Annotated in this window: 22 protein-coding genes; 12 read left to right on the top strand and 10 right to left on the bottom strand. The window is 60.0% G+C overall.

Features of this window, described 5'->3' with window-relative positions; all coding sequences use genetic code 11:
- Positions 1–3 precede the first annotated feature (3 nt).
- Positions 4–1,572, top strand: a complete 1,569-nt coding sequence (locus HRH33_RS01020) for a SulP family inorganic anion transporter (protein ID WP_167417368.1) — start codon at positions 4–6, stop codon at positions 1,570–1,572.
- A gap of 11 nt (positions 1,573–1,583) precedes the next feature.
- Here the strand turns inward: HRH33_RS01020 and aroE are convergent, their stop codons facing one another.
- Together aroE and hemF are read right to left on the bottom strand one after the other, a co-directional pair.
- The gene (gene aroE, locus HRH33_RS01015) at positions 1,584–2,402 is read right to left on the bottom strand and encodes a shikimate dehydrogenase (protein WP_167417367.1); all 819 of its coding nucleotides are present in this window, start codon (positions 2,400–2,402) and stop codon (positions 1,584–1,586) included.
- Positions 2,402–3,334: an oxygen-dependent coproporphyrinogen oxidase gene (hemF, locus tag HRH33_RS01010; protein ID WP_034101647.1), complete on the bottom strand. Its 933-nt coding sequence runs from the start codon at positions 3,332–3,334 to the stop codon at positions 2,402–2,404. The genes aroE and hemF overlap by 1 nt, the downstream gene beginning before the upstream one ends.
- 176 nt (positions 3,335–3,510) lie before the next feature.
- Here hemF and HRH33_RS01005 point away from each other — a divergent pair, with 176 nt between their 5' ends.
- Complete coding sequence (locus tag HRH33_RS01005) at positions 3,511–4,488, top strand: quinone oxidoreductase family protein (protein ID WP_034101646.1); 978 nt, start codon at positions 3,511–3,513, stop codon at positions 4,486–4,488.
- An 81-nt stretch (positions 4,489–4,569) separates the two neighbouring features.
- Here HRH33_RS01005 and tsaC read toward each other — a convergent pair whose 3' ends face one another.
- From tsaC to HRH33_RS00990, 3 genes are all read right to left on the bottom strand, one after another.
- On the bottom strand, positions 4,570–5,127 hold the full coding sequence (tsaC, locus tag HRH33_RS01000; protein ID WP_034136321.1) for an L-threonylcarbamoyladenylate synthase type 1 TsaC: 558 nt from the start codon (positions 5,125–5,127) through the stop codon (positions 4,570–4,572).
- Positions 5,128–5,198: 71 nt separating this feature from the next.
- Positions 5,199–6,293, bottom strand: a complete 1,095-nt coding sequence (dprA, locus tag HRH33_RS00995) for a DNA-processing protein DprA (protein WP_167417366.1) — start codon at positions 6,291–6,293, stop codon at positions 5,199–5,201.
- Positions 6,294–6,356: 63 nt separating this feature from the next.
- Positions 6,357–7,133, bottom strand: a complete 777-nt coding sequence (locus tag HRH33_RS00990; RefSeq protein ID WP_167417365.1) for a peptidoglycan-binding protein — start codon at positions 7,131–7,133, stop codon at positions 6,357–6,359.
- Positions 7,134–7,268: 135 nt separating this feature from the next.
- On the opposite strand from HRH33_RS00990, the gene def reads away from it, so the two are divergent.
- The 5 genes from def to HRH33_RS00965 all read left to right on the top strand — a co-directional run bounded on the left by def (position 7,269) and on the right by HRH33_RS00965 (position 11,823).
- Positions 7,269–7,775, top strand: coding sequence for a peptide deformylase (def, locus tag HRH33_RS00985; RefSeq protein ID WP_034101640.1), 507 nt, complete (start codon positions 7,269–7,271; stop codon positions 7,773–7,775).
- A gap of 69 nt (positions 7,776–7,844) precedes the next feature.
- Positions 7,845–8,798, top strand: a complete 954-nt coding sequence (fmt, locus tag HRH33_RS00980; protein ID WP_167417364.1) for a methionyl-tRNA formyltransferase — start codon at positions 7,845–7,847, stop codon at positions 8,796–8,798.
- Positions 8,795–10,105 carry a 16S rRNA (cytosine(967)-C(5))-methyltransferase RsmB gene (gene rsmB, locus HRH33_RS00975; RefSeq protein WP_034136317.1) on the top strand — a complete coding sequence of 437 codons (1,311 nt, stop codon included), beginning with the start codon at positions 8,795–8,797 and terminating at the stop codon, positions 10,103–10,105. The genes fmt and rsmB overlap by 4 nt, the downstream gene beginning before the upstream one ends.
- A gap of 21 nt (positions 10,106–10,126) precedes the next feature.
- Positions 10,127–11,500 (top strand): Trk system potassium transporter TrkA, encoded by a 1,374-nt coding sequence (gene trkA / locus HRH33_RS00970; protein ID WP_123479141.1) that lies wholly within the window; start codon positions 10,127–10,129, stop codon positions 11,498–11,500.
- A 17-nt stretch (positions 11,501–11,517) separates the two neighbouring features.
- Positions 11,518–11,823, top strand: coding sequence for a tetratricopeptide repeat protein (locus HRH33_RS00965; protein WP_034136316.1), 306 nt, complete (start codon positions 11,518–11,520; stop codon positions 11,821–11,823).
- A 95-nt stretch (positions 11,824–11,918) separates the two neighbouring features.
- On the opposite strand, the gene HRH33_RS00960 is transcribed toward HRH33_RS00965, so the two are convergent.
- Both HRH33_RS00960 and HRH33_RS00955 read right to left on the bottom strand, forming a co-directional pair.
- Positions 11,919–12,806 (bottom strand): lysophospholipid acyltransferase, encoded by an 888-nt coding sequence (locus HRH33_RS00960; RefSeq protein WP_034101631.1) that lies wholly within the window; start codon positions 12,804–12,806, stop codon positions 11,919–11,921.
- Positions 12,807–12,846: 40 nt separating this feature from the next.
- Complete coding sequence (locus HRH33_RS00955; protein ID WP_034101630.1) at positions 12,847–13,404, bottom strand: DNA-3-methyladenine glycosylase I; 558 nt, start codon at positions 13,402–13,404, stop codon at positions 12,847–12,849.
- Positions 13,405–13,485: 81 nt separating this feature from the next.
- Here HRH33_RS00955 and glyQ point away from each other — a divergent pair, with 81 nt between their 5' ends.
- The 4 genes from glyQ (at position 13,486) to HRH33_RS00935 (ending at position 17,883) form a co-directional block, all read left to right on the top strand.
- Complete coding sequence (gene glyQ, locus HRH33_RS00950) at positions 13,486–14,439, top strand: glycine--tRNA ligase subunit alpha (RefSeq protein WP_003187265.1); 954 nt, start codon at positions 13,486–13,488, stop codon at positions 14,437–14,439.
- Positions 14,436–16,490, top strand: coding sequence for a glycine--tRNA ligase subunit beta (gene glyS, locus HRH33_RS00945; RefSeq protein ID WP_034136314.1), 2,055 nt, complete (start codon positions 14,436–14,438; stop codon positions 16,488–16,490). The genes glyQ and glyS overlap by 4 nt, the downstream gene beginning before the upstream one ends.
- Positions 16,491–16,492: 2 nt before the next feature.
- On the top strand, positions 16,493–17,029 hold the full coding sequence (gene gmhB / locus HRH33_RS00940) for a D-glycero-beta-D-manno-heptose 1,7-bisphosphate 7-phosphatase (RefSeq protein ID WP_162276705.1): 537 nt from the start codon (positions 16,493–16,495) through the stop codon (positions 17,027–17,029).
- Between the two features lie 83 nt (positions 17,030–17,112).
- Positions 17,113–17,883, top strand: coding sequence for a lysophospholipid acyltransferase family protein (locus HRH33_RS00935; RefSeq protein WP_034101628.1), 771 nt, complete (start codon positions 17,113–17,115; stop codon positions 17,881–17,883).
- A gap of 181 nt (positions 17,884–18,064) precedes the next feature.
- Here the strand turns inward: HRH33_RS00935 and HRH33_RS00930 are convergent, their stop codons facing one another.
- Positions 18,065–20,344 carry a CHASE2 domain-containing protein gene (locus HRH33_RS00930; RefSeq protein ID WP_167417363.1) on the bottom strand — a complete coding sequence of 760 codons (2,280 nt, stop codon included), beginning with the start codon at positions 20,342–20,344 and terminating at the stop codon, positions 18,065–18,067.
- Between the two features lie 407 nt (positions 20,345–20,751).
- Between HRH33_RS00930 and HRH33_RS00925 the strand changes: the two genes are divergently transcribed.
- The gene (locus tag HRH33_RS00925) at positions 20,752–21,474 is read left to right on the top strand and encodes a response regulator transcription factor (RefSeq protein WP_034136312.1); all 723 of its coding nucleotides are present in this window, start codon (positions 20,752–20,754) and stop codon (positions 21,472–21,474) included.
- A gap of 108 nt (positions 21,475–21,582) precedes the next feature.
- On the opposite strand, the gene gyrB is transcribed toward HRH33_RS00925, so the two are convergent.
- Positions 21,583–24,000: a DNA topoisomerase (ATP-hydrolyzing) subunit B gene (gyrB, locus tag HRH33_RS00920; protein WP_034139941.1), complete on the bottom strand. Its 2,418-nt coding sequence runs from the start codon at positions 23,998–24,000 to the stop codon at positions 21,583–21,585.
- Between the two features lie 4 nt (positions 24,001–24,004).
- Positions 24,005–25,108, bottom strand: coding sequence for a DNA replication/repair protein RecF (gene recF, locus HRH33_RS00915; protein ID WP_034139940.1), 1,104 nt, complete (start codon positions 25,106–25,108; stop codon positions 24,005–24,007).
- Positions 25,109–25,125 lie beyond the last annotated feature (17 nt).

Here is a 25,125-nt window from a genome sequence, read left to right as displayed (position 1 = left end):
TAAATGCCCCGGCTCAACCGCCACACTCTCTTGCCTTTCCTCAGTTGGCTGCCGCGCCAGACCCGCGCCAGCGTGGGCCGCGATGCAATAGTCGGCCTCAGCGGCGCGGTGTTGGCGTTGCCGCAGTCGATTGCCTACGCGCTGATCGCCGGCCTCCCACCGGAATACGGGCTGTACGCCGCGATCATCCCGGTGCTGATCGCCTGCCTGTGGGGTTCGTCGTGGCACTTGATCTGCGGCCCGACCGCCGCGATTTCCATCGTGCTCTACGCCAGTGTCAGCCCTCTGGCCGTGCCCGGATCGCAGGACTACATCACCTTGATCCTGTTGCTCACCTTCATAGCCGGCGTTTTCCAGTGGTTGCTGGGCATGCTGCGCTTCGGCGCGCTGGTCAATTTCGTCTCCCATTCGGTGGTGCTGGGGTTCACCCTGGGCGCCGCGGTGGTGATCGCGCTGGGGCAACTGCCCAATCTGCTGGGGCTGGATTTGCCCAGCCAGGCCACGGCGATCAACAGCCTGCTGGCGCTGATTGAGCACCGCGGCGAATGGGACCACGCCTCGCTCGCTCTGGGCCTCGGCACATTGCTGGCAGGGGCGCTGCTCAAATACTGGAAACCGCGCTGGCCGACGCTGTTGATAGCCCTGGCCCTCAGTAGCCTGGTGGCCTGGCTGTGGCCGGCCATGTTCGGGCAGGTGGCGCGGGTCAGTTCATTCGTGGGCAAATTGCCGCCGTTCAGCCCGTTGCCGATGGACCTGGACACGATTCTGCGCCTGCTCCCCAGCGCCGTGGCCGTGGGCATGCTGGGGCTGGTGACCAGCCTGTCGATTGCGCGCTCGCTGTCGGCCCGCTCGCAACAGTTGCTCGATGCGAATCAGGAAATTCGCGCGCAGGGACTCTCCAACATCATCGGCGGATTTTTCTCCGGATACCTGTCAGCCGGGTCCTTTACCCGTTCCGGGCTCAGTTATGAAGCCGGCGCCTGCTCACCGCTGGCTGGGGTGTTTTCCGCATTGTGGGTGGCACTGTTCGCGCTGTTTGGCGCGGCATTGATCTCACAAATCCCGATCCCGAGCATGGCCGCCAGCATCCTCCTGATCAGTTGGGGCCTGGTGGATCATCGCGGTATTCGCGCATTGTTCCGAGTCAGCCGCGCCGAATTTGCGGTGATGGGCCTGACCTGCGTGGCCACCTTGCTGCTGGAGCTGCAAACGGCGATTTATGCCGGCGTGCTGGCCTCGCTGTTTTTCTACCTCAAGCGCACCTCGCAGCCGCGCGTCCACCATTGGCGCGACGGTGACGAGGATGTGCTGCGCGTCGGCGGCTCGATCTTTTTCGGCGCCAGCCACTACCTGCAAGCGCGCTTGCAACGCTTACAGGGCGAACGCGTGGTCATCGAGGCGCAGCAGATCAACTTTATCGACTATTCCGGGGTGGAGATGCTGCACCAGGAAGCGCGGCGTTTACGCAAGTTGGGGCGCAGCCTGACGTTGCGTCGGGCCAGGCCGCAGGTGGTCGAGGAACTGAAGAAGCTGGAAGGGGCCGACCACTGCCCCATCCATTTCGAAGACTGACCAGAGGGGCGTCAGGCCAACTGTCGACGCAACTCAGCCAGCACCGGGGCCGATGCCGGGCGCACGTCACGCCACAGGAAGAACGCTTCAGCCGCCTGTTCCACCAGCATGCCCAAGCCATCCATCGAGACGGCGGCGCCGTGCTGCGTGGCCCAGCGGCAGAAGGGGGTAGGGTCCTTGGCGTACATCATGTCGTAGCAAAAAGTCCTACCCGGTTCGATCAGGCTGCTGGCAATCGGCGGTACATCGCCTGACAAACTGGCGGAGGTGGCGTTGATAATGACGTCCACTGGCTCACGCAGCCAATCAAAACCACTGGCCGACACTGGGCCCAGGTCATCGAACAACTCGGCGAGCCGTTCGGCTTTTTCCACCGTGCGGTTGGCAATGATCAGCGAAGCCGGGTGTTCGGCCAGCAACGGTTCCAGCGCCCCACGCACCGCGCCGCCGGCGCCCAGGAGCAGGATGCGTTTACCGTTGAGGCTCAACCCGGCATTGACCGTCAGGTCACGCACCAGCCCGGCGCCGTCGGTGTTATCGCCCAGCAGGGTGCCATCGGCGAGTTTGCTCAAGGTGTTCACCGCACCGGCGCGCTTGGCGCGTTCGGTGAGGGTGTCGGCCAGGCGATAAGCGTCTTCCTTGAACGGCACGGTGACATTGGCGCCACGGCCCTGTTGAAAAAACTCACGGGCACAGCCGCTAAAGTCCTCCAGCGGTGCAAGCAACGTGCTGTAGTCCAACTGTTCGCCGGTCTGCTCGGCGAACATCCGGTGAATCAGCGGCGATTTGCTGTGGCCGATGGGGTTGCCGAAGACGACGTAGCGATCCATCAGTTCGCCGCCTTGGGGGCCGCGATGCCGAGCCAGTCGCGGTCCTGCAGGAAGTAATCGGTCAGACGCGCTTCTTCGCTGCCGGCCTCGGCTTTCCAGTCATAGCTCCAGCGCACTTGCGGCGGCAGCGACATCAGGATCGACTCAGTACGGCCACCCGATTGCAGGCCAAACAAGGTGCCACGGTCGTAGACCAGGTTGAACTCGACGTAGCGGCCACGACGGAACTCCTGGAACTCGCGTTGTTGCTCGGTATAAGCCATGGCCTTGCGGCGCTGCACGATCGGTAGGTAGGCGTCGATATAGGCGTCGCCGATGGCGCGAATAAAGGCGAAACAGGTGTCGAAGCCCCACTCGTTCAAGTCATCGAAGAACAGGCCGCCGATGCCACGCGGTTCGTTGCGGTGCTTGATGTGGAAGTAGGTGTCGCACCAGGCTTTGTAACGCGCGTAGACGTCGGGGCCGAACGGCGCACACGCCTGCTCGGCCACGCGGTGCCAGTGGATGCAGTCTTCTTCGTTGGCGTAATAAGGGGTGAGGTCGAAGCCACCGCCGAACCACCACACCGCTTCTTCGCCTTCTTTTTCAGCAATGAAAAAACGCACGTTGGCGTGGGACGTCGGCACATAGGGGTTGTGCGGGTGAATCACCAGTGACACGCCCAGCGCTTCAAACCCGCGACCGGCCAGCTCTGGGCGATGGGCGCTGGCGGACGGTGGGAGGCCGCTGCCGAACACGTGGGAAAAGTTAACGCCGCCTTTTTCGATCACCGTCCCGTTCGCGATCACACGGGTGCGACCGCCGCCGCCGGCAGGCCGGGTCCAGGCGTCTTCGATAAAGCGAGTGTCCGTCTCGAAGGTTTCCAGGGCGCTGCAAATGCGGTCTTGCAGGTCAAGCAGGTAGGCCTTTACAGCCTCGGTGCGGGTAGTCATGGCATCACCTTGAATCGGGCAAAGCTACGCGAGGCCATCAGGCGTCGGCGGCAAATGGGCGCACAGGATACCACCGCGCTTAATGAGCACTGCACTTAGGTGCGCCGCAGTTGACGAAGATCAAGCATAGGAGTCCGATAGGGGCCTTCGTGAAAACGACCCAAGGAGAAGTGCAGATGGCCAAGCGTATCCAGTTCAGTGCCCATGGCGGCCCCGAAGTACTTGAATATGTGGACTACACGCCGGCGGAACCGGGCCCACAGCAGGTTCGCGTACGTAATGAGGCGATAGGCCTGAACTTCATCGACACCTATTTCCGCAGCGGCCTCTACGCACCGCCATCCCTGCCATCGGGGCTGGGCGCAGAAGGGGCCGGCGTGGTGGATGCAGTGGGCAGCGAGGTCACGCAATTCAAGGTCGGCGATCGCGTCGCCTACGGCAGCGGCCCGTTGGGCGCTTATAGCCAGTTGCATGTGCTGCCTGCCGCCAACTTGGTGCACTTGCCCGACGACATCAGCTTCGAACAAGCTGCCGGGGCCATGCTCAAGGGTCTGACGGTGCAGTACCTGCTGCGCCAAACCTATGAATTGAAGGGTGGTGAAACCATCCTGTTCCATGCCGCCGCCGGTGGCGTGGGCTCGCTGGCCTGCCAATGGGCCAAGGCCCTGGGCGTTAAGTTGATCGGTACCGTAAGTTCGCCGGAGAAAGCCGCATTGGCCAAATCCCTCGGCGCGTGGGAAACCATCGACTACAGCAAGGAAGATGTCGCACAGCGCGTGCTGGAATTGACCGACGGCAAAAAAGTCCCGGTGGTGTATGACGGCGTCGGCAAGGACACCTGGCTGACCTCGCTGGACAGCGCCGCACCACGCGGGCTGGTGGTGAGCTTCGGCAACGCATCGGGCGCGGTGGATGGGGTAAACCTGGGGATTCTGGCGGCGAAAGGTTCGCTGTATGTCACCCGGCCAACCCTGGCGACCTACGCCAACAATCCACAAAACTTGCAGGCAATGGCTGACGATCTGTTCTCGATGATCCAAAGCGGCAAGGTACGCATCGATATCAACCAGCGGTATGCGCTGGCCGAGGCTGCCAAGGCGCAGACCGAGCTGTCGGGGCGGCGTACAACGGGGTCGACCATCCTGTTGCCTTGACGGGCTGAGGTGCCTGGGCTGGTTGGCCTGCTTAACAGGCCAACCGGAACCAGCGCCGTCGCCCCAGGGTAGGTGCGGGGATCAAGACGGGCGGACCACCTTGCCCGTCGCCAGGTCGCGAATCAGACTCGGGTTCTTGCGCCCGCCCAGGGCACCACCCAACACCAGGTCTAGCTGGCCACGGAAGTACTGCTCCACGCGAATCCGCGTGCGCGCGGCCGGGCGGCCCTGGGGGTTGGCGGAGGTGGAAATCAGCGGCCCCACCAGTGCGCACAAATCCCGTACCAGCGGATGATCGCTTACCCGCAACGCCACCGTGTCGTGCACGCCGGTGACCCATTCCGGCAACAGATCCTGATGCGGCACCAGCCAGGTATTGGGCCCGGGCCAGGTACTGGCCATGCGCTCGATCCAGGCCTGCGGGAAGTCTTCGAACAGAAAATCGAACTGGCGGATGTTGTCCGCCACCAGGATCAGGCCTTTGTCCACCGAGCGATTCTTGATCGCCAGCAGCCGATCCACCGCCTCTTCGTTCCAAGGGTCGCAGCCCAGGCCCCAGACCGCCTCGGTCGGATAGGCAATCACCGCGCCTGCGCGAACCTCTTGTGCGGCTTTCAGCACACGCCACCTGTTGACCATGGTTTAACTCTCCGGACTAAAGCTGTGCGCAGTTTACCCATCTTCTTTGCAAAACCTAGCAGCACAAAAACCTAGCCACGCGCCAGCCAGCGCCCGCCCTCGCAGATGACCTGGCCTTCCAGCTCCAGCTCGGTCAGCGTCGCCAGCACTTGGGATAATGTGCGCCCGCTGGCAATGGCCAACCCCTCGCTGGTCTGGGGCGCAGCGTGCAGCAGTGCGACCAGCGGATGAGTAACCGGGATCGGCGCCGGCTGTGATAACGCCTGCCAGCCACGCAAGCCTTCCAGAATATGCTCGATGGTTTCCACCAGCACCGCACCCTCGCGGATCAACTGATGGCAGCCCTTGGCGCCAGGGTGATGGATGGAGCCGGGGATTGCGTACACCTCACGGCCCTGTTCGGCCGCCAGTTTGGCCGTAATCAGCGAACCGCTGGCCATGCTGGCTTCCACCACCAGTACGCCCAAGGACAGGCCACTGATGATCCGGTTACGCCGTGGAAAGTTGGCAGCCTGGGGTGCGGCATCCAGCGGAAACTCAGAAACCACCGCGCTGCCTTGAGCAATCATCGCCACGGCAAGGCGCCGATGACGTTGTGGATAAAAATTTTCCAGTCCCGTGCCCAGCACGCCGATTGTCTGACCGCCCACCTCCAGCGCAGCCTGATGCGCCGCGCCGTCGATACCCAAGGCCAAGCCACTGGTGATGACAAACCCGGCGCCCGCCAGGCTGCGGGAAAACGCAGCGGCGGTATCCATGCCTGGGCGGGACGCGCGACGACTGCCGACCACCGCCAACTGCGGTTTTTCCAGAATGCCAGGGTTGCCGGCGATGAATAACAACGGCGGCGCATCATCGATCTGGGCCAGCAGTGCCGGGTATTCAGGCTGATCCCACATCAACAAATGCTGGGCCGGATGCTCAAGCCACGCCAATGCCGCGCTGGCACCGTCGCGGATGTCCTGGCTTCGCCGTGCCTCGGCGCTGATGGCCGGCAAGCCCAGAGATCGCCAGGCACTGGCAGGGGCGCTGATGGCTTTGGAGGCGCAACCGAACGCCTCAATCAACAAACGGAAACGCTTCGGACCCAGCTCCGGCAGCCTGTGCAGCCGTAGGCGAGCCTCCAGTTCTGACGGGGAAATTTCATGGCTATTAATCGGATTCATCTGATCATCCTTGACCGGAACAAGCTGTGGATAAGTCTGTTGGTAACTTATTTAGCAGGCTACTTATTGGCTTTGACGGGCAGTCTCGAAACGGTCCATCACCGCCAATGAGTGTGAAGCGCTGAGCACCAGGCCAAAGCTGAGCTTTTCATAGGTGCGAAACACCAGCAGGGTGCCGGCGGGTTCATCGGGAAGCGTTACCGGGGAGTCACTCAGGGGGTCCCTGACGGTGGCACCGGCTTTGATGACGGTCAGCAACTGGCCTTCGACCAAGCCATCGCGACGACCTTTGTCCAGAGTGACGGCGTCGAGCACCCCAATCTGGGTGACGCCTCGGGGGACATCGATGATGCGCCCTTCGATAAACGCCGCATTCAGCGGCACTTTGAGCCTTGCCAGGTCCACCGCAGGCTCGACACGCAGCAAGCGATCACCGGGGCGTACCTCCTGGGTCACCCGTTGCAGCGCCAGGGTGCTCAGATCACCAGCGTAGATAAATCGAGCAGTGCCGATATCGTCGGCATTGACGCCCAGCAATTCTTGGGTGGCAGGGTCAGTGTAAAGCTTGCCGCGCCGCACCACGGCGTAGGCGGGCTGGGCGGGATCCAAAACGCCACGGGCATGCACACGCTCACCGTTGGCGCCCATGACCCGACCGTTGTCGGCCGCGATAATGTAAGGCGCTGTGTCCAGATCCTCGGGTTTATCCAGAATGCGGTTATGCAGCAGGAAGCGTTGGATTGCCTGTTGCGTCGATGGATCGAGAGGCTGGTCTGGCCGCGGCAATAACGCCATGGCAAACGGCGCCCACAGCAGCAAGACGAGTAGCGATTTCCTCATGGGGTCAATCTCCTTTATTATGTGCGTTCGCGTGAAATGCCTTGGCCTTCGCGGCTTTCGAGCGTTTCACACCGGCCGTATGGGTCCATCCCACCGCCGATTTGCCTTTACCTCACATGTGCAGCAATTACGCTTATGGCTATTTTGAACATCCTCGAATTTCCCGACTCGCGCCTGCGCACGATCGCCAAACCGGTGGCCGTAGTGGACGACAAGGTTCGTCAGTTGGTCGATGACATGTTTGAAACAATGTATGAAGCCCCGGGCATCGGCCTCGCCGCGACCCAGGTCAACGTGCATCAGCGCGTCGTGGTCATGGACCTGTCGGAAGATCGCAGCGAACCACGGGTGTTCATCAACCCCGAATTCGAACCGCTGACCGACGAGATGGGCGAATACCAGGAAGGCTGCCTGTCGGTGCCGGAGTTCTACGAGAACGTCGAGCGCCCGTTGCGCGTGAAGATCAAGGCGCTGGACCGTGATGGCAAGCCCTATGAACTGATCGCCGACGGCCTGCTGGCGGTATGTATCCAGCACGAGTGCGACCACCTCAACGGCAAACTGTTTGTCGATTACCTGTCCACGCTTAAGCGTGACCGGATCAAGAAGAAGCTGGAAAAAAAGCATCGCCAGCAAGCTTGATGCCCCTCTTCCAAAGGCTTGCTGCGGCAAGCCTTTTTCTTTTGTGACTGTTTTTAACCGAGAACGCCCATGACCGAGCCACTGCGCATTGTTTTTGCCGGTACACCCGAATTTGCCGCCGAACACCTCAAGGCGCTGCTCGCCAGCCCCTATGAGGTGGTCGCGGTGTACACCCAGCCGGATCGCCCGGCCGGGCGTGGGCAAAAACTGATGCCGAGCCCGGTCAAGCAACTGGCGCTGGAACACAACATCCCCGTGCTGCAGCCGCCGACCCTGCGCAACGCCGAGGCTCAGGCCGAATTGGCCGCGTTACAACCGGACCTGCTGGTGGTGGTGGCCTATGGTCTGATCCTGCCTCAGGCCGTCCTGGATATCCCACGCCTTGGCTGCATCAACAGCCACGCCTCGCTATTGCCGCGCTGGCGCGGTGCGGCGCCGATCCAGCGTGCCGTCGAGGCCGGCGACAGCGAAAGCGGCGTGACCGTGATGCGCATGGAAGCAGGCCTGGACACCGGTCCGATGCTGTTGAAAGTCACCACCCCAATCACCGCCGAAGACACCGGCGGCAGCCTGCACGACCGCCTCGCCGAGCTGGGCCCACCGGCTGTGATCCAGGCCATCGCCGGCCTGGCCGCCGGAACCCTGCAAGGCGACGTGCAGGACGACAGCCTGGCCACTTACGCACACAAATTGAACAAAGACGAAGCACGCATCGACTGGCGCCGCCCGGCCGTGGAGCTAGAGCGCCTCGTGCGTGCCTTCAACCCGTGGCCGATCTGCCACAGCACCCTCAGTGGCGAAGCCCTGAAAGTGCTGGCCGCTACCTTGGCCGATGGCAACGGCGCGCCCGGTGAGATAATCGGCGCCAGCAAGGACGGCCTGCTGGTGGCCTGCGGCGAACAGGCGCTATGCCTGACTCGTCTGCAATTGCCCGGTGGCAAAGCGCTGAATTTCAGCGATTTGTTCAACAGCCGACGTGAGAAGTTTTCCCTGGGTACTGTCCTCGGGGCGGCCGTCCAATGAACCCGCGTCTGGCCGCCGCCAAGGCACTCGCCGCCGTTCTCAACGGCAAGGCATCGCTCAACAGTTCGCTGCCCACACAGTTGGATAAGGTTGAAGATCGCGATCGCGGTTTCACTCAGGACCTGGCCTTCGGCACAGCCCGCTGGCAACCACGTTTGTCGGCGTTGGCGGCCAAGCTGTTGCAAAAGCCGTTCAAGGCGGCGGATGCAGATGTCGAAGCGCTGCTGTTGGTGGGCCTCTATCAACTGCTCTACACCCGGGTGCCGGCCCACGCCGCCATCGGAGAAACCGTCGGCTGTGCCGACAAACTGAAAAAGCCCTGGGCCAAGGCCCTGCTCAACGCCGTGCTGCGCCGCGCCCAGCGTGAAAGCGAAGCGCTGCTGGCCGAGCTTGAACATGACCCGGTGGTGCGTACCGCGCACCCACGCTGGTTGCAGAAATCCCTGAAAGCTTTTTGGCCGCAGCAGTGGGAAGCCATCTGCGCAGCCAACAATGCGCACCCGCCGATGATCCTGCGAGTCAATCGCCGCCATCATCAGCGCGATGCCTACCTGAAACTGCTCAGCGATGCCGGCCTCAGCGCCACGCCATGCGCCTACAGCGTCGACGGCATCGTGCTCGAAACCGCCACCGATGTGCGCGGCCTGCCGGGGTTTGCCGAGGGTTGGATCAGCGTGCAGGACGAAGCCGCACAGCTGGCCGCCGACCTGCTCGATCTGGCGCCAGGCCAACGTGTGCTGGATGCCTGCTGCGCGCCGGGCGGTAAGACGTGTCACATTCTGGAAGTGGAAAAAGACCTGGCACAGGTAGTCGCCGTCGACTTGGAAGCCAAGCGCCTGGTGCGTGTACGGGAAAACCTCGCGCGCCTGGGCCTGAGCGCCGAACTGATTGCCGCCGACGGACGCGACACCGCCACTTGGTGGGACGGCAAACCTTTCCAGCGCATTCTGCTCGATGCGCCATGCTCCGCCACCGGCGTGATCCGCCGCCACCCGGACATCAAACTCACCCGCCAAGCCGATGACATCGCCGCCCTCGCCGCGCTGCAAGGCGAGTTGCTCGATGCCCTGTGGCCAACCCTGGAAGTCGGCGGCATTCTGCTCTACGCCACCTGCTCCACTTTACCCACCGAGAACACCGAGGTTATTGAAGCCTTTCTCGCGCGCACCAGCGGCGCGCGGGAGCTGGACCTCGCCACCGCGGCCGGTATCAAACAGCCCCATGGCCGCCAACTGCTTGCGCAGGAAGGCGGGCACGATGGCTTCTACTACGCCAAACTGATCAAGATCGCCGCCGCGCGCGGCTAAAGGCTTTGAGGGAGTGACCGGATGAAAATCATCATCCTAGGCGCAGGGCAGGTCGGTGGCACGTTGGCTGAACATTTGGCCAGCGAAGCCAATGACATCACCGTGGTCGACACCGACGCCGAGCGTCTGCGGGATTTGGGTGACCGCCTGGATATCCGAACCGTACAAGGCCGCGCCTCGTTTCCTACCGTACTGCGCCAGGCCGGTGCCGACGACGCCGACATGCTGGTCGCCGTGACCAATAGCGACGAAACCAACATGGTCGCCTGCCAGGTCGCTCACACACTGTTTCACACGCCGACCAAGATCGCCCGGGTGCGTGAGGCGGCCTACCTGACCCGCGCCGGGCTGTTTGATAACGATGCGATCCCGGTGGATGTCTTGATCAGCCCGGAGCAGGTGGTTACCCACTACATCAAGCGCCTGATCGAGATCCCCGGCGCCTTGCAGGTGATCGACTTCGCCGAAGGCAAAGCGCAGCTGGTAGCGGTGAAGGCCTATTACGGCGGGCCTTTGGTGGGCCAGCAGTTGCGCCAATTGCGCGAACATATGCCGAACGTCGAAACCCGCGTGGCGGCGATTTTCCGTCGTGATCGGCCGATCCTGCCCCAGGGCGACACGGTGATCGAAGCCGACGACGAAGTGTTTTTCATCGCCGCCAAAGCGAATATTCGCGCAGTCATGAGCGAAATGCGCCGACTGGACGAAACCTACAAGCGCATCGTCATCGCCGGCGGCGGGCAAATCGGTGAGCGTTTGGCAGAGGCCATCGAAAGCCGCTACCAGGTCAAGATCATCGAGATGAGCCCTGCACGCTGCCGGCATTTATCCGACACCTTGGACAGTACGGTCGTACTCCAAGGCAGCGCTTCAGACCGCGACCTGCTGGTGGAAGAGAACATCGCCGACGCCGATATTTTCCTGGCGCTGACCAACGATGACGAGGCCAACATCATGTCCTCCCTGCTGGCCAAGCGCCTGGGGGCAAAAAAGGTGATGACCATCATCAACAATCCGGCCTATGTGGACCTGATCCAGGGTGGCGATATCGACATCGCCATCAGCCCGCAACTGGCGACCATCGGCACTTTGCTCGCCCATGTGCGCCGTGGCGATATCGTCAGCGTGCACTCCCTGCGTCGGGGCGCGGCGGAAGCCATCGAGGCGATTGCCCACGGCGATTCGAAGTCGAGCAAGGTCATCGGCAAGGCCATTCGCGACATCGGCCTGCCGCCGGGCACCACCATTGGCGCGATCATTCGCGATGAAGAGGTGCTCATTGCCCACGACGACACGGTGATCGCCACTGGTGACCACGTCATCCTTTTCCTTGTGGATAAGAAACATATCCGTGACGTGGAGAAACTGTTCCACGTGGGGCTGAGCTTTTTCTGATTTAGGAGTACGCCGGCATGCTTGAATCCCTGGAGAAAATGCTCGCCAAGGGTGTGGATAACTCGCTATTGCGCTTTGGTCTGGGCAAGGGTTATTTGGATTTGAAGGACAACGCCAAGGCAGCCGAGCATTTGCAGCGGTGCGTCGGCTTTGATCCGAAATATTCGGCGGCGTGGAAGTTGTTAGGCAAGGCACAGTTGGGCCTGGGCGATAACGCCGCAGCGCGGCAGGCGTGGGAGAAGGGCATCGAAGCGGCCCAAGCCCACGGCGACAAGCAGGCCGAGAAAGAGATGATGGTGTTCCTGAAGAAACTCGACCGCTAAACCCGAGCAGATCGAAAATGTGGGAGGGGCGGTCCGACGATTCGACTTGCCCCCTCCCACATTTGGTTTGCCGTTGTTTTTCGGTCAGCAGTGGGTCAGTACCACCGTGCTTCACCCGGCGGACGTTTCTTGAAGCGCTTCATGCTCCACATGTACTGGCTCGGGTAGGCGCCGACATAACGTTCCACCACCTTGCTCATCGCCGCGCAGGACGTGGCGGTGTCGGTGCTGTACATGTCTTCCGGCGCCGCTTCCAGGATCACTTTGTAGCCCGAACCGTCCGGCAGGCGCAGGGCATGCAGGAACACGCCCACAGCCTTGTGGCCGGCGAGCATGTTGGGCACGAATTTGCTGGTGAGGGCTTGGGTGGCGAAGAACGGTACGAAGATTCCCGCGGACTCCGCCGGTTCCGGGTCGGCGGGAATACCCACCTGGCCACCTTTGCGCACTTCCTTGATCACACTCAGGATGCCTTCCTTGGTGGAGGCAGCTACGCGGTTGCCCAGTTGCACCCGCTGCTTGCGCAGCAATTCGTCCACCGCCTTGAGCTTGGGCGGGCGGTAGAAAATGATCGGTTTGCACTGGCTGCAATAGAAGTGGTTCAACACTTCCCAGTTGCCCAGATGACTGGTGATGCCCACCACGCCTTTACCCGACGCCAGAGCCTCGTGCAGGACTTCCAGTCCTTCGACTTCACGCACAAGGTCGATGGAGCGCTGGGCCGGCCAGATCCAGGCGCAGGCGCTTTCGGTCAGGGACTTGCCGATGTCCATCAGGCTGCGGCCGACCAGGCGCTCGCGCTCGGCGGGGTCCATGTCCGGAAAGCATTTGGAGAGGTTGATCCGCACCGTGTCGCGAGAGCGGTTGGGGGTTTTCCACATGACCCAGCCAATCGCGGTACCGACGGCCTGGACAGCGCGCCAGGGCAGTAGGGCGAACAACCGGAGAGCGCCTACCAGCAAGGCGCCTTTAAACTTTTCCACAGGTCACTCCTGATCGTGTGCGGTGCGCAAAGCGCGCATTCTAACCGGCGTTGACCAACTGCGCGTAACGGTCGCAATCCTGAGTGTGATCCATGACCATGCCCGAGGCCTGCATAAAGGCGTAGCAAATGGTCGGACCGACAAAGGTGAAACCGGCTTTTTTCAAGGCTTTGCTCATCGCCTCGGCCTCTGGCGTGATCGCCGGAACTTCACTGCGATCCTTGAAGTGATTGATCTTGGGCACGCCACCGACGAAAGACCATAGCAAGCCCACCGGGTCTTCCAGCGTCAGCCAGGCGGCCGCATTGCGGCGCGTGGCGTTGAGCTTCAAGCGATTGCGCACGATGCCTGGGTCCTGCATCAACGCTTCGATTTCATCATCGCTCAAGCGCGCCAGGCGCTGGGCGTCGAAGCCGAACAACACCTTTCGATAATGCTCGCGTTTGCGTAAAACGGTGATCCAGGACAGGCCCGCCTGGAACCCTTCGAGCAATAACAACTCGAACAAACCCTGCGCATCGCGCAGCGGCGTTCCCCACTCTTGATCGTGATAAGCCATGTACAGCGGATCTTCAGAACACCAAAAGCAGCGTGGCATAAGGCTCCAGGGGATGGTGGCGCGGCCGAATCGGGTATACTCCCGCTCTTTAAATCGCAGCCCAAGTAACAGGTGAATTTCGTGAGCCAGCCTACGCCAGCCGTGCGTACCTTCCAAGACTTGATCCTCGCCCTCCAGCAATACTGGGCCGAGCAAGGTTGTGTGGTACTTCAGCCCTACGATATGGAAGTAGGCGCCGGCACTTTCCACACCGCAACATTCCTGCGGGCCATCGGCCCGGAAACCTGGAACGCCGCTTATGTGCAGCCCAGTCGCCGCCCGACTGACGGCCGCTACGGCGAAAACCCGAACCGTCTGCAGCACTACTACCAGTTCCAGGTGGTATTGAAGCCCAACCCGGACAATTTCCAGGAACTGTACCTGGGCTCGCTCAAGCATGTGGGCCTGGACCCTCTGGTACACGACATCCGTTTCGTCGAAGACAACTGGGAATCGCCGACCCTGGGCGCCTGGGGTCTGGGCTGGGAAGTCTGGCTCAACGGTATGGAAGTGACGCAATTCACGTACTTCCAGCAGGCCGGCGGCATCGAGTGCTACCCGGTGACCGGCGAAATCACCTACGGCCTGGAACGCCTGGCGATGTACCTGCAAGGTGTGGACTCGGTCTACGACCTGGTATGGGCTGACGGCCCGTTCGGCAAAGTCACCTATGGCGACGTGTTCCACCAGAACGAAGTGGAGCAGTCGACCTATAACTTCGAACACGCCAATGTCGACAAGCTGTTCGAACTGTTCGATTTCTATGAAAGCGAAGCCAAGCGCCTGATCGAGTTGGATCAGCCGCTGCCGTTGCCGAGCTATGAAATGGTGTTGAAGGCTTCCCATACCTTCAACCTGCTGGACGCCCGCCGCGCCATCTCGGTGACCGCGCGTCAGCAATACATCCTGCGTGTACGCACCCTGGCGCGTTCCGTCGCCCAAGCCTACCTGCTGGCACGCGCCAAGCTGGGCTTCCCGATGGCAACCCCGGACCTGCGTGATGAAGTGTTGGCTAAGCTGGAGGCTGCACAATGAGTGCTCAAGATTTCCTGGTTGAACTGGGCACCGAAGAGCTGCCACCCAAGGCACTCAATACCCTGGCCGATGCGTTCCTGGCCGGGATCGAAAAAGGCCTGCAGACCGCAGGTTTGAAGTTTGAGGCGAAAAAAGTCTACGCCGCGCCGCGCCGCCTGGCCGTGTTGCTGACCGCGCTGGAAACCCAACAGCCGGACCGCAGCATCAACCTCGACGGCCCGCCGCGCCAGGCCGCGTTCGACGCCGAAGGTAACCCGACCCAAGCCGCCCTTGGCTTTGCCAAAAAATGTGGTGTCGAGCTGAGCGACATCGATCAAAGCGGTCCGAAACTGCGCTTTAGCCAGGTGATTACCGGCAAGCCGACCGCCAGCCTGTTGCCGACCATTGTCGAAGACTCTCTGAACGACCTGCCGATTCCCAAGCGCATGCGCTGGGGCGCGCGCAAGGAAGAGTTCGTGCGTCCGACCCAGTGGCTGGTGATGCTGCTCGGTGATCAGGTCATCGACTGCACCATCCTCGCCCAGAAGGCCGGCCGCGACTCCCGCGGTCACCGTTTCCATCATCCGCAAAGCGTGCGCATCACCTCGCCGGCCAATTACCTCAATGACCTGCGCGGCGCTTACGTATTGGCCGATGCCAATGAACGTCGTGAACTGATCAGCAAGCGCACCGAAGAGCTGGCCCGCCTGCAGGAAGGCACCGCCATCGTGCCGCCGAACCTGCTCGACGAAGTGACCGCGCTGGTTGAATGGCCGGTGCCGTTGGTGTGCTCGTTCGAAGAGCGCTTCCTCGACGTGCCGCAGGAAGCCCTGATCACCACCATGCAGGACAACCAGAAGTATTTCTGCCTGCTGGACATGGACGGCAAGTTGCTGCCGCGCTTTATCACCGTGGCCAACATCGAGAGCAAGGACCCGCAGCAGATCATCGCCGGTAACGAGAAAGTCGTTCGCCCGCGCCTGACCGACGCCGAGTTCTTCTTCAAGCAAGACAAGAAGCAGAAGCTGGAAGACTTCAACCTGCGCCTGCAGAACGTGGTGTTCCAGGAAAAACTCGGCAGTGTCTATGACAAGGCCGTACGGGTTTCGAAACTGGCCGCTTACATTGCACCGCGCATTGGCGGTGATGCCGCCTGGGCCGCGCGTGCGGGCTTGCTGTCCAAGTGCGACCTGGCCACCGAGATGGTCGGTGAGTTCCCCGAGATGCAAGGCGTCGCCGGTTACTACTACGCCCTCAACGACGGCGAGCCGAACGACGTGGCTCTGGCGCTGAACGAGCAGTACATGCCGCGCGGTGCCGGCGCCGAGTTGCCGTCCACCCTGACCGGCGCGGCCGTGGCCATCGCCGATAAGCTGGACACCCTGGTCGGCATCTTCGGTATCGGCATGCTGCCGACCGGTAGCAAAGACCCCTATGCCCTGCGCCGTGCGGCCTTGGGCGTGCTGCGCATTCTGATCGACAAAAAGCTCGACCTCGACCTGACCCAGGCCGTGGTGTTCGCAGTCGGCCAGTTCGGCGGCAAGGTCAAGCAGGCCGGCCTGGCTGAGCAAGTGCTGGAATTCGTGTTCGACCGTCTGCGTGCGCGTTATGAAGACGAGGGCGTGGACGTGTCGGTATACCTGTCGGTTCGCGCTCTGCAACCGGGTTCGGCACTGGACTTCGACCAGCGCGTACAAGCCGTGCAGGCGTTCCGTAAGTTGCCGGAAGCCGATGCGCTGGCGGCCGTGAACAAGCGTGTGTCGAACCTGCTGAGCAAGGCCGAAGGCCTGGGCAATGCCGACGTCGACCCTGGCCTGTTTGCCGATGCCAAGGAGTTCTCGCTGAACTCGGCCATCGCCAAGGCCGAGAATGCGGTGAAACCGCTGATTGCAGAACGCAATTACGCCGAAGCACTGGCGCGCCTGGCTACCTTGCGTGAGCCGGTGGATGCGTTCTTCGAAGCGGTGATGATCAATGCCGAAGATGCCGGTGTACGGAAAAACCGCTACGCCATGCTCGCGCGTCTGCGCGGCTTGTTCGTCAATATCGCCGATATTTCGACCCTGAGCTGACCATGCTGAAACTGCTGATTCTCGATCGGGACGGGGTGATCAATTACGACTCCGACGCTTACATCAAGTCGGTGGAGGAGTGGATTCCACTGCCCGGCTCGATCGAGGCCATTGCGCAGTTGAGCAAAGCCGGCTGGACGGTGGCCGTCGCCACCAACCAGTCCGGCATTGCCCGTGGCTACTATGACCTCGCCACCCTGGACGCCATGCACGCGCGCTTGCGCACGTTGGTGGCCGAGCAGGGCGGTGAGGTGGGGTTGGTGGTGTACTGCCCCCATGGACCGGACGAAGGCTGCGATTGCCGCAAACCCAAGCCGGGCATGTTGAAAACCATTGCAAAACATTACAACGTGCCATTGGCTGGGATATGGTTCGTCGGGGACAGCCTCGGTGACCTGGAGGCGGCCAAGGCCGTCGACTCTCAGCCAGTTTTGGTAAAGACCGGGAAAGGCGAAAAGACCCAGGCGAAAAACCTGCCGGTAGGCACTTTGATTTTTGACGATCTGGCGGCAGTTGCCGCAGAACTTATCAACAACTAGCCGCCCTCGACTTCCTGACCAAGGATTGTTCGGGAGTGCGCTGTTCAACAGGCGGGCCGTGTCCCGCAACGGTAAATGCCGCCATGTCGATCTTGCAGGCCATCAGAACCTTTTTCTTTTACCTGCTGCTGGGCACCAGTTCGTTTCTCTGGTGCACCCTGAGCTTTTTTATTGCGCCGTTCCTGCCGTTCAAGGCGCGCTATCGCTTTATCAACGTCTACTGGTGCCGCTGCGCTTTGTGGTTGGCCAAGGTATTCCTGAATATCCGTTTCGAGGTCAAGGGCGCGGAAAACGTCCCGCAGCAGCCTTGCGTGATTCTGTCGAACCATCAGAGCACCTGGGAAACGTTCTTTCTCTCGGCATACTTTTCGCCCTTGAGCCAGGTGCTCAAGCGCGAACTGCTGTATGTCCCGTTCTTCGGTTGGGCCATGGCCATGTTGCGGCCGATCGCTATTGACCGAGACAACCCCAAGGCCGCGCTCAAGCACGTTGCCAAGAAGGGCGATGAGCTACTCAAAGATGGTGTGTGGGTACTGATTTTCCCCGAAGGCACACGAGTACCCTACGGCACTGTGGGCAAGTTCTCCCGTGGCGGGACTGCTTTGGCGGTCAACGCTAATCTGCCGGTATTGCCGATTGCCCATAACGCCGGCAAATTCTGGCCAAAAACTGGCTGGGCCAAACGCGAAGGCACGATCACCGTGGTGATTGGCGAACCGATGTACGCCGAAGGAGAGGGCCCGAGGGCTATTGCAGCGCTGAACGACCGTGCTCAGGCGTGGAATGAAGCGCAGCAACGGGCCATGGGTTCGCTGCCTCCGGAGCCCGTGGTGGTGGACACGCCCGTCGTTTGAAGGTCTGTGGATAACCTGTGCACGGATTGTTGGCAAATGGCTCTTTTTTAAACATAACTAGCTGATTTTATTGAATATTCAAAAAAAGAATAAAATCACCAAAACCGTGCATAAGTTTTTCCAGCTATAAAAAAACCGGTCCTGATGACCGGTTTTTTTGTGTCTGTGAAAAAGCCGTTACTCATTCATCCAAAAGGGGCAAACGTAGGCTGAAGGCGGTGCCTTTACCCAGGGTACTTTCGCAGTCGATCCGGCCTCTATGGCGCTCAACCACCGCTTTAACCATCGTTAGCCCCAACCCAAGCCCTTCGCTGCCCTGTGCAGAATCAAAGCGTCGGTACTGGCTGAACAGCTCCGGCAAATCCTCTGGTGCTATACCTGGGCCCTGGTCGCTGATCCGGCATTCCAACCAGCCCTGCTCACTGGCGTGACTCAACCTGACGGTAGTCCCGGAAGGTGAGTATTTGACGGCATTCTCCAGCACGTTAAACAACGCACGCGTCAGCAGCGATTGGTCCGCTGACACCATGCCTTCGTCAGTTTCATCCAGGTCATGAACCAGATGTATGCCTTTGAGCTGGGCGATCACTGCCACTTGGTCGAAGGCATCCATCACCAACATGGCGAATAAGGTCGGCTGGAATTGGTAACCGTCAGCCTCGGCTTTCGCCAACTGCACAAATGACTCCGTAAGGCTCAGCGCACGTCGAACTTGTTGTTCGACCTGGGCAAACACCGGCGACTCACCGCTGTGCACATCCAGTAACGCGAGGATGGCCGAGTGGGGCGCGCGCAGGTCATGGGACAGGAAGCGCAGCATGGTTTCTCGATGCTGCTGGGCCTCGCGCTCTTTGCTCAGGTCGGTGAGGCTCAGCAGCCAGCCGAGGGCGATGTCCCCTTCAGCCGGGAGCAAAGGGGCAAGCTCCATGCGCAGACTGCGTTGATGGATATCGCGAAACTCCACCAATTCCAACGCCGACAGGGCGGGGCGCACGCCATTGTGCAGCGGTGGATAGCCCAGATCGGCAAGTTGCTCCAGCAGGTTTTCGGCGACCAGGTCATTACCGAACACCTCACGGGCAATGCGGTTAGCCAACAGAATATTGCCGCGGGGGTCGGTAATCAGCGTGGCCACCGGCAGGCATTCCAACCCATCAGCCATAAAACGGCGGGTATCCCGCGTGCGGCTGACGGCCTGTTCCAAGGCAAAAATACGCGCTTGCAACACATCACCGCGGCTCGCGGGTGCGCGGCGACGCTCGGGAAGCACCTTGGGCTCGTTATCCAGACGCGCCAGTTCCCAACCGAAATACGCCAGGATCACACTCAGGCGACGCCAATTCCAGATCAGGTAGCTGAGCAGCAAACCGATCAAACACGCGGCGGGTGACCACCAGTGGCCCAACCGCAGTAACCCCAAAGCGATAAGCAACGCCGCAAGCATGCAGCCCACGGTCATCCACAAGGCATAGCGGGGACGATGAAGCAGCAGGCCCAGCAGCACCGCCACAAGACTCGTCGCTATCAGTGCCGCCAGCCATCCAGGCAGATCCACGACGCTGCGTCCCTGGAGCAAGGCATTGAGAACGTTGGCCTGGATGTCCAACCCGGCCGTGGCGCCGACAGTGGAAGAGAGCGGGCTGAAAAAATAATCGCCCAAGCCTGAGTCCATCCCCCCCACTAGAATCAAGCGACCATGCAGCATTTCCGGCGGTACTTCGCCATGCAATACGCTGACATAGGACACACTGGGAAATCGGGCACCAGGCGCAATAACAGGGACGCGAACCCCATGTTCGCGCTGCCAATGTTGCAATATCGACGCCTGCGGGTTGCCTGGCATCGGCTTCGTTTCATCGCTCATTTCATAAGCCAACCAGGCCAACTGCGGGACCGTGGCACCGACAGGTCCCTCACGCAGGTACAGGCGTCGCACCACACCGTCGTTGTCGGCTTCTACGTTGATATGACCCAGCCCTCTGGCACATTTAAGCAGGGGCAACATTTGCGCGTCGGCCTGGCTATAGCGAGTAGAGCCTTCGCGAACCAACGGCAGCACTACATTGCCGGCGTTACATACGGCGTCAGACAGGCGCTTGTCGCTCGCAGGTTCCTCTGGTTCGCTGAAGATGACATCGAAAAGAATCCCTGCCGGTTGCGCGGCATTGAGGCGGTCAATCAAATCGGCGTGCAAGCTGCGTGGCCATGGCCACGGTCCTAGTTTCTTGAGGCTCGGTTCGTCGATGGTCACCAGCAACACGCGCGGGTCCACCGGTAGAGGAGTGAGGCGGCGAAAAGTGTCATAGAAGGAGTTGTTCAGCGCCAACCCCGAACTCACCGACAGGTAGGCCGTCATAGGCAGCAGCAGCAAGCCGATCCACACCCATTCGCGCACCAAGCCGTGAAACAAGCGCTGGGCGTGGGTGGGTTGGCGTTTTTCGGCCTTGCCCCAAAGCATCATAGGTCACCGTATCTAAGCAGTGGCTGGATAGGCACACACGCCTTGAACCCAGTGAAGCTCATTTTCGACCCGCGGGACGATGTTTGCTGCTTGATGTTCATGAAGGCATTGGCCGTGGCGAATTGAGCACGATGGGATTATGGGGCGGTAACTCGTTCCTGAGGACAGGAGTCTACGACAGCACATGCGTCGGCTGAGCCTTTTCCTTACTATCGGGAGTCGGTATCTTCCCTTCCTAGGTAGCGAGAATTTCCAATGGGTTAACCGCTCATGGACTTCAGCCTACCGAGAGATCCAGGGAGCGCCGTTTCTGAGCACAATTCTTCAGATTCAACGGCCGGCATCTGCGCAGTACGTGCCTTGAACAGGCTGACGGCTGCCGTACTCTTCAATGAAAGGACCCACCCATGCGTGTCGCAATACTGGATGACGAACCCGCGGAATTGCGCCGGGTGGAACAGACACTGCGACAAATTCCTGGTACCACTGAACAGCCTTGGACCCTGCATTGTTTCGAGCGGGGTGAAGACCTGCTACGCCAGTTACGTCGAGAAACCTTTGATCTGCTGATACTCGACTGGCAATTGCCAGACATCACGGGTATCGCACTGCTCCGCTGGACACGCGAACACATGGATGCGCCCCCTGCGGTCATCATGCTGACCAGCCGTGACGCTGAAAGCGATATTGTCACGGCGTTGAACAGCGGTGCCGATGACTATGTCAGCAAACCGTTTCGCCCGAATGAATTGAAGGCGCGTGTCAGCGCGGTTCTTCGCCGCCATGGCCTGCAAAAATCCACGACCCATGAAGTGCAAAGTTTCAACGACCTGACTTTTGACGATGCTGAACTGACAGTCACTCGCGCAGGAAAACCGATCAACCTCACCGAGCGCGAGTACCGATTGGCCAGCTGCCTGTTCGCCAATCTGGCGCGTCCGCTGTCTCGTGAATACCTCTATGAGCGATTCTGGACGCACGAAGAAATGGTCTCGTCTCGGCCGTTAGATACCCATATCTATCGACTGCGTAATAAGCTGGGACTGACTGCCGATAGGGGATGGCAGCTGTTAACCATTTATGGATATGGCTATCGCTTGGAAAGTGTTCCTACCAGCTCGGCGGGTTGAGTAGACCGATGTTCCACGTGGAGCATTTGCAAAAATGCGGTCATCCAAATAATAAAAAAGGCCAACGCAGAGCGTTGGCCTTTCTTGTTTATGGCGCGTTAATCGAACTTAGAAATCCAAGTTAGAAACTGCCAAGGCGTTGCTTTCGATGAAGTCACGACGAGGTTCGACCGCATCACCCATGAGGGTGTTGAAGATCTGGTCCGCGCCAATCGCATCTTCGATGGTCACGCGCAGCATACGACGCTGGCTTGGGTCCATGGTGGTTTCCCACAATTGATCGGGGTTCATTTCGCCCAGACCTTTGTACCGCTGGATGGTGTGACGCTTGGTGCTTTCTGCCATCAGCCAGTCAAGAGCTTCTTTGAATTCCTTAACCTGCTTCTTACGCTCGCCACGCTGGATGTAAGCACCGTCGTCGAGCAGGGTGCTTAGTTGTGCGCCCAGTGTCACCACGGTCTTGTAATCGTTGCTGCCGAAGAAGTCGCGGTTGAAGGTAATGTAGTTCGACAGGCCGTGGGAAATCAGCTCGACCTCAGGCAGCCAGACATTACGCTCACGGTCTTCACGCAGGCTGGCCTTGTAGACCAGACCGGATTTCTCAACGGTGCGCAGACGCACTTCATACTGAGCCAGCCAATCTTGCATTGCTGCGTGGTCGCTCAGCTGTTCCAGGCTAACGGCCGGCAGGTAGATGAAGTGCTCGGTCAACTCCTGCGGGTACAGGCGCGACAGGCGCTTGAGGGTCTTCATCACCATTCGGAAGTCGTTAACCAGGCGCTCCAACGCTTCACCGGAAATGCCTGGCGCTTCGTCATTCAAGTGCAGGCTGGCATCTTCCAGGGCCGACTGCGTCATGTACTCTTCCATGGCGTCGTCGTCTTTGATGTATTGCTCTTGCTTGCCTTTTTTCACTTTGTACAACGGTGGCTGAGCGATGTAGATGTAGCCGCGCTCGATCAGCTCTGGCAGTTGACGGAAGAAGAACGTCAGCAGCAGGGTACGAATGTGCGAACCGTCGACGTCAGCATCGGTCATGATGATGATGTTGTGATAACGCAATTTGTCGATGTTGTACTCTTCGCGGCCAATACCGCAGCCCAACGCCGTGATCAAGGTGCCGACTTCCTGAGAGGAAATCATTTTGTCGAAGCGCGCCTTCTCAACGTTGAGGATCTTACCTTTCAACGGCAGGATGGCTTGGGTACGGCGGTTACGACCCTGCTTGGCGGAACCGCCAGCAGAGTCACCTTCCACCAGGTACAGTTCGGAGAGGGCAGGGTCTTTCTCTTGGCAGTCCGCCAATTTGCCCGGCAGGCCAGCGATATCCAGCGCGCCTTTACGACGGGTCATCTCACGAGCCTTACGCGCAGCTTCACGCGCGCGAGCGGCATCGATCATCTTGCCGACAACCAGCTTGGCCTCGTTCGGGTTCTCCAGCAGGAAGTCGGAGAAGTATTTACCCATCTCCTGTTCCACAGCGGTCTTCACTTCGGAAGACACCAGCTTGTCTTTGGTCTGGGAGCTGAACTTAGGGTCCGGCACTTTCACCGAGATGATCGCCGTCAGGCCTTCGCGTGCATCGTCACCCGTAGTGGCGACTTTATGCTTCTTGGCCAGGCCTTCGGCTTCGATGTAGGTATTGAGATTACGCGTCAGCGCCGAACGGAAACCCACAAGGTGAGTCCCCCCGTCGCGCTGCGGAATATTGTTGGTGAAGCACAACAGGTTCTCGTTGAAGCTGTCGTTCCATTGCAGGGCGATTTCCACGCCGATGCCGTCTTCACGCTGGATGTTGAAGTGGAACACCTGGTTGACCGGAGTCTTGTTGGTGTTCAGGTACTCAACGAACGCACGCAAACCGCCTTCGTACTTGAACAGTTCTTCCTTACCGCTGCGCTCGTCTTTGAGGACGATACCTACACCGGAGTTAAGGAAAGACAGTTCACGGATGCGTTTGGCCAGAATGTCCCAGCTGAAATGAATATTCTTGAAGGTCTCGCTGGAAGCCTTGAAGTGAATCTGGGTGCCCGTGGTTTCGCTGTCTCCCACGATGGCCATAGGCGCTTGAGGCACACCGTGCACATAGGTCTGCTCCCAGATCTTGCCGCTACGACGTACGGTCAAGATCAGCTCTTCAGACAAAGCGTTCACCACCGAAACACCTACACCGTGCAATCCGCCGGAAACTTTATAGGAGTTGTCGTCGAATTTACCGCCAGCGTGGAGCACGGTCATGATGACCTCTGCTGCAGATACGCCTTCTTCTTTATGCACATCCACCGGGATACCACGACCGTTGTCGCGCACGGTGATGGACTCATCCGGATGGATGATGATGCTGATGTCGTCGCAGTGACCGGCCAGAGCTTCGTCGATGGAGTTGTCGACCACCTCGAACACCATGTGGTGCAGACCGCTACCGTCATCAGTGTCGCCAATGTACATACCGGGACGTTTGCGTACGGCATCCAAACCTTTCAGCACTTTAATGCTGGTCGAGTCGTACGTGTTTTCTTCGCTCATGCCTTCACTCCCGATGGTCGTGGGTCTGGGTGATACGGCCTTGTTCCACGTGGAACAAAGCGACTGGCGTTTCCGTCTGCCAGCCTTCCCTCAATAATTCGTGGTCTACACAAGTGATAAACACTTGGCAGCGTAAGTCTTCCAACAAGCGGCATAACGAACGGCGATGTTGCTCGTCGAGTTCGGACGGCAAGTCATCCACCAGATAAATACATTGACCGCGCCGGGCCTGGCTCACCAAGTGGCCCTGGGCGATACGCAGAGCGCACACCACCAACTTTTGCTGACCGCGGGACAAGATGTCCGCGGCATTATGAGCGCCTAACCTAAGACGCAAATCAGCCCGTTGAGGGCCGGCCTGGGTGTGGCCAATCTGCTGATCCCGCTGCAAGGAAGTGGCGAGAACTGCACTGAGTTCACGCTCTTTGTCCCAACCACGGTAGTAGCTCAACGTCAGCCCTTCGAGATCCAGTAACTCTTTCAAGGTCTGTTCAAAGACTGGTTTCAAGGCTTTGATGTAGGCACGGCGGTATTCATCTATTTCGTCGCTGGCCAGGCACAGTTCACGGTCCCAGGCCGCTTGCGAAGCGGCGTCAAGTGTACCATGCCGCAGCCACGAGTTCCGCTGCCGCAGGGCCTTCTGCAGGCGCTGCCATGTGGCCATAAATCGCGGTTCCACGTGGAACACTCCCCAATCGAGGAATTGCCTACGTATTTTTGGCGCACCTTCCAGTAGCCGGAAGCTATCCGGATTGATCAGCTGCAGCGGCAGAATTTCGGCCAACTGAGCCGCGCTGCGTGCATTTTGCCCATCTATGCGGATCTGAAACTCGCCCCCGCGATCACGGGATATTCCCAAACTGCTGTGCCCACCCTCAGCCAGTTCGACCTGGCCAAACACGGTGCAAGCCAACTGTTCGTATTGAATAACCGGTAAAAGACGAGCGCTACGAAAGGAACGCGCGAGCCCCAACAAATGAATGGCTTCCAGCACACTGGTTTTGCCACTGCCATTGGCGCCGTGGAGGATGTTAATGCGGGGGGAGGGGGAGAAGGTCACCGGGTGCAGATTGCGCACCGCGGTGACCGAGACGCGACTGAGGGACATCTAGCTTCTGCTGAGCA

It is taken from the genome of Pseudomonas rhodesiae, from assembly GCF_013285305.1.
Taxonomy (GTDB): Bacteria; Pseudomonadota; Gammaproteobacteria; order Pseudomonadales; family Pseudomonadaceae; genus Aquipseudomonas; species Aquipseudomonas rhodesiae.
Note: the sequence above shows the minus strand (reverse complement) of the source record. Positions and strands in the feature narration are given on the sequence as shown.

Coding starts and splice junctions, on each gene's coding strand:
- HRH33_RS01020 (WP_167417368.1), top strand. CDS start 4: ATGCCCCGGCTCAACCGCCACACTCTCTTGCCTTTCCTCAGTTGGCTG.
- dprA (WP_167417366.1), bottom strand. CDS start 6,293: ATGAATCCGATTAATAGCCATGAAATTTCCCCGTCAGAACTGGAGGCT.
- HRH33_RS00955 (WP_034101630.1), bottom strand. CDS start 13,404: ATGCCACGCTGCTTTTGGTGTTCTGAAGATCCGCTGTACATGGCTTAT.
- tsaC (WP_034136321.1), bottom strand. CDS start 5,127: ATGGTCAACAGGTGGCGTGTGCTGAAAGCCGCACAAGAGGTTCGCGCA.
- HRH33_RS00965 (WP_034136316.1), top strand. CDS start 11,518: ATGCTTGAATCCCTGGAGAAAATGCTCGCCAAGGGTGTGGATAACTCG.
- aroE (WP_167417367.1), bottom strand. CDS start 2,402: ATGGATCGCTACGTCGTCTTCGGCAACCCCATCGGCCACAGCAAATCG.
- gyrB (WP_034139941.1), bottom strand. CDS start 24,000: ATGAGCGAAGAAAACACGTACGACTCGACCAGCATTAAAGTGCTGAAA.
- HRH33_RS00935 (WP_034101628.1), top strand. CDS start 17,113: ATGTCGATCTTGCAGGCCATCAGAACCTTTTTCTTTTACCTGCTGCTG.
- glyS (WP_034136314.1), top strand. CDS start 14,436: ATGAGTGCTCAAGATTTCCTGGTTGAACTGGGCACCGAAGAGCTGCCA.
- def (WP_034101640.1), top strand. CDS start 7,269: ATGGCTATTTTGAACATCCTCGAATTTCCCGACTCGCGCCTGCGCACG.
- gmhB (WP_162276705.1), top strand. CDS start 16,493: ATGCTGAAACTGCTGATTCTCGATCGGGACGGGGTGATCAATTACGAC.
- trkA (WP_123479141.1), top strand. CDS start 10,127: ATGAAAATCATCATCCTAGGCGCAGGGCAGGTCGGTGGCACGTTGGCT.
- rsmB (WP_034136317.1), top strand. CDS start 8,795: ATGAACCCGCGTCTGGCCGCCGCCAAGGCACTCGCCGCCGTTCTCAAC.
- recF (WP_034139940.1), bottom strand. CDS start 25,108: ATGTCCCTCAGTCGCGTCTCGGTCACCGCGGTGCGCAATCTGCACCCG.
- HRH33_RS00925 (WP_034136312.1), top strand. CDS start 20,752: ATGCGTGTCGCAATACTGGATGACGAACCCGCGGAATTGCGCCGGGTG.
- fmt (WP_167417364.1), top strand. CDS start 7,845: ATGACCGAGCCACTGCGCATTGTTTTTGCCGGTACACCCGAATTTGCC.
- hemF (WP_034101647.1), bottom strand. CDS start 3,334: ATGACTACCCGCACCGAGGCTGTAAAGGCCTACCTGCTTGACCTGCAA.
- HRH33_RS00990 (WP_167417365.1), bottom strand. CDS start 7,133: ATGAGGAAATCGCTACTCGTCTTGCTGCTGTGGGCGCCGTTTGCCATG.
- HRH33_RS01005 (WP_034101646.1), top strand. CDS start 3,511: ATGGCCAAGCGTATCCAGTTCAGTGCCCATGGCGGCCCCGAAGTACTT.
- HRH33_RS00930 (WP_167417363.1), bottom strand. CDS start 20,344: ATGATGCTTTGGGGCAAGGCCGAAAAACGCCAACCCACCCACGCCCAG.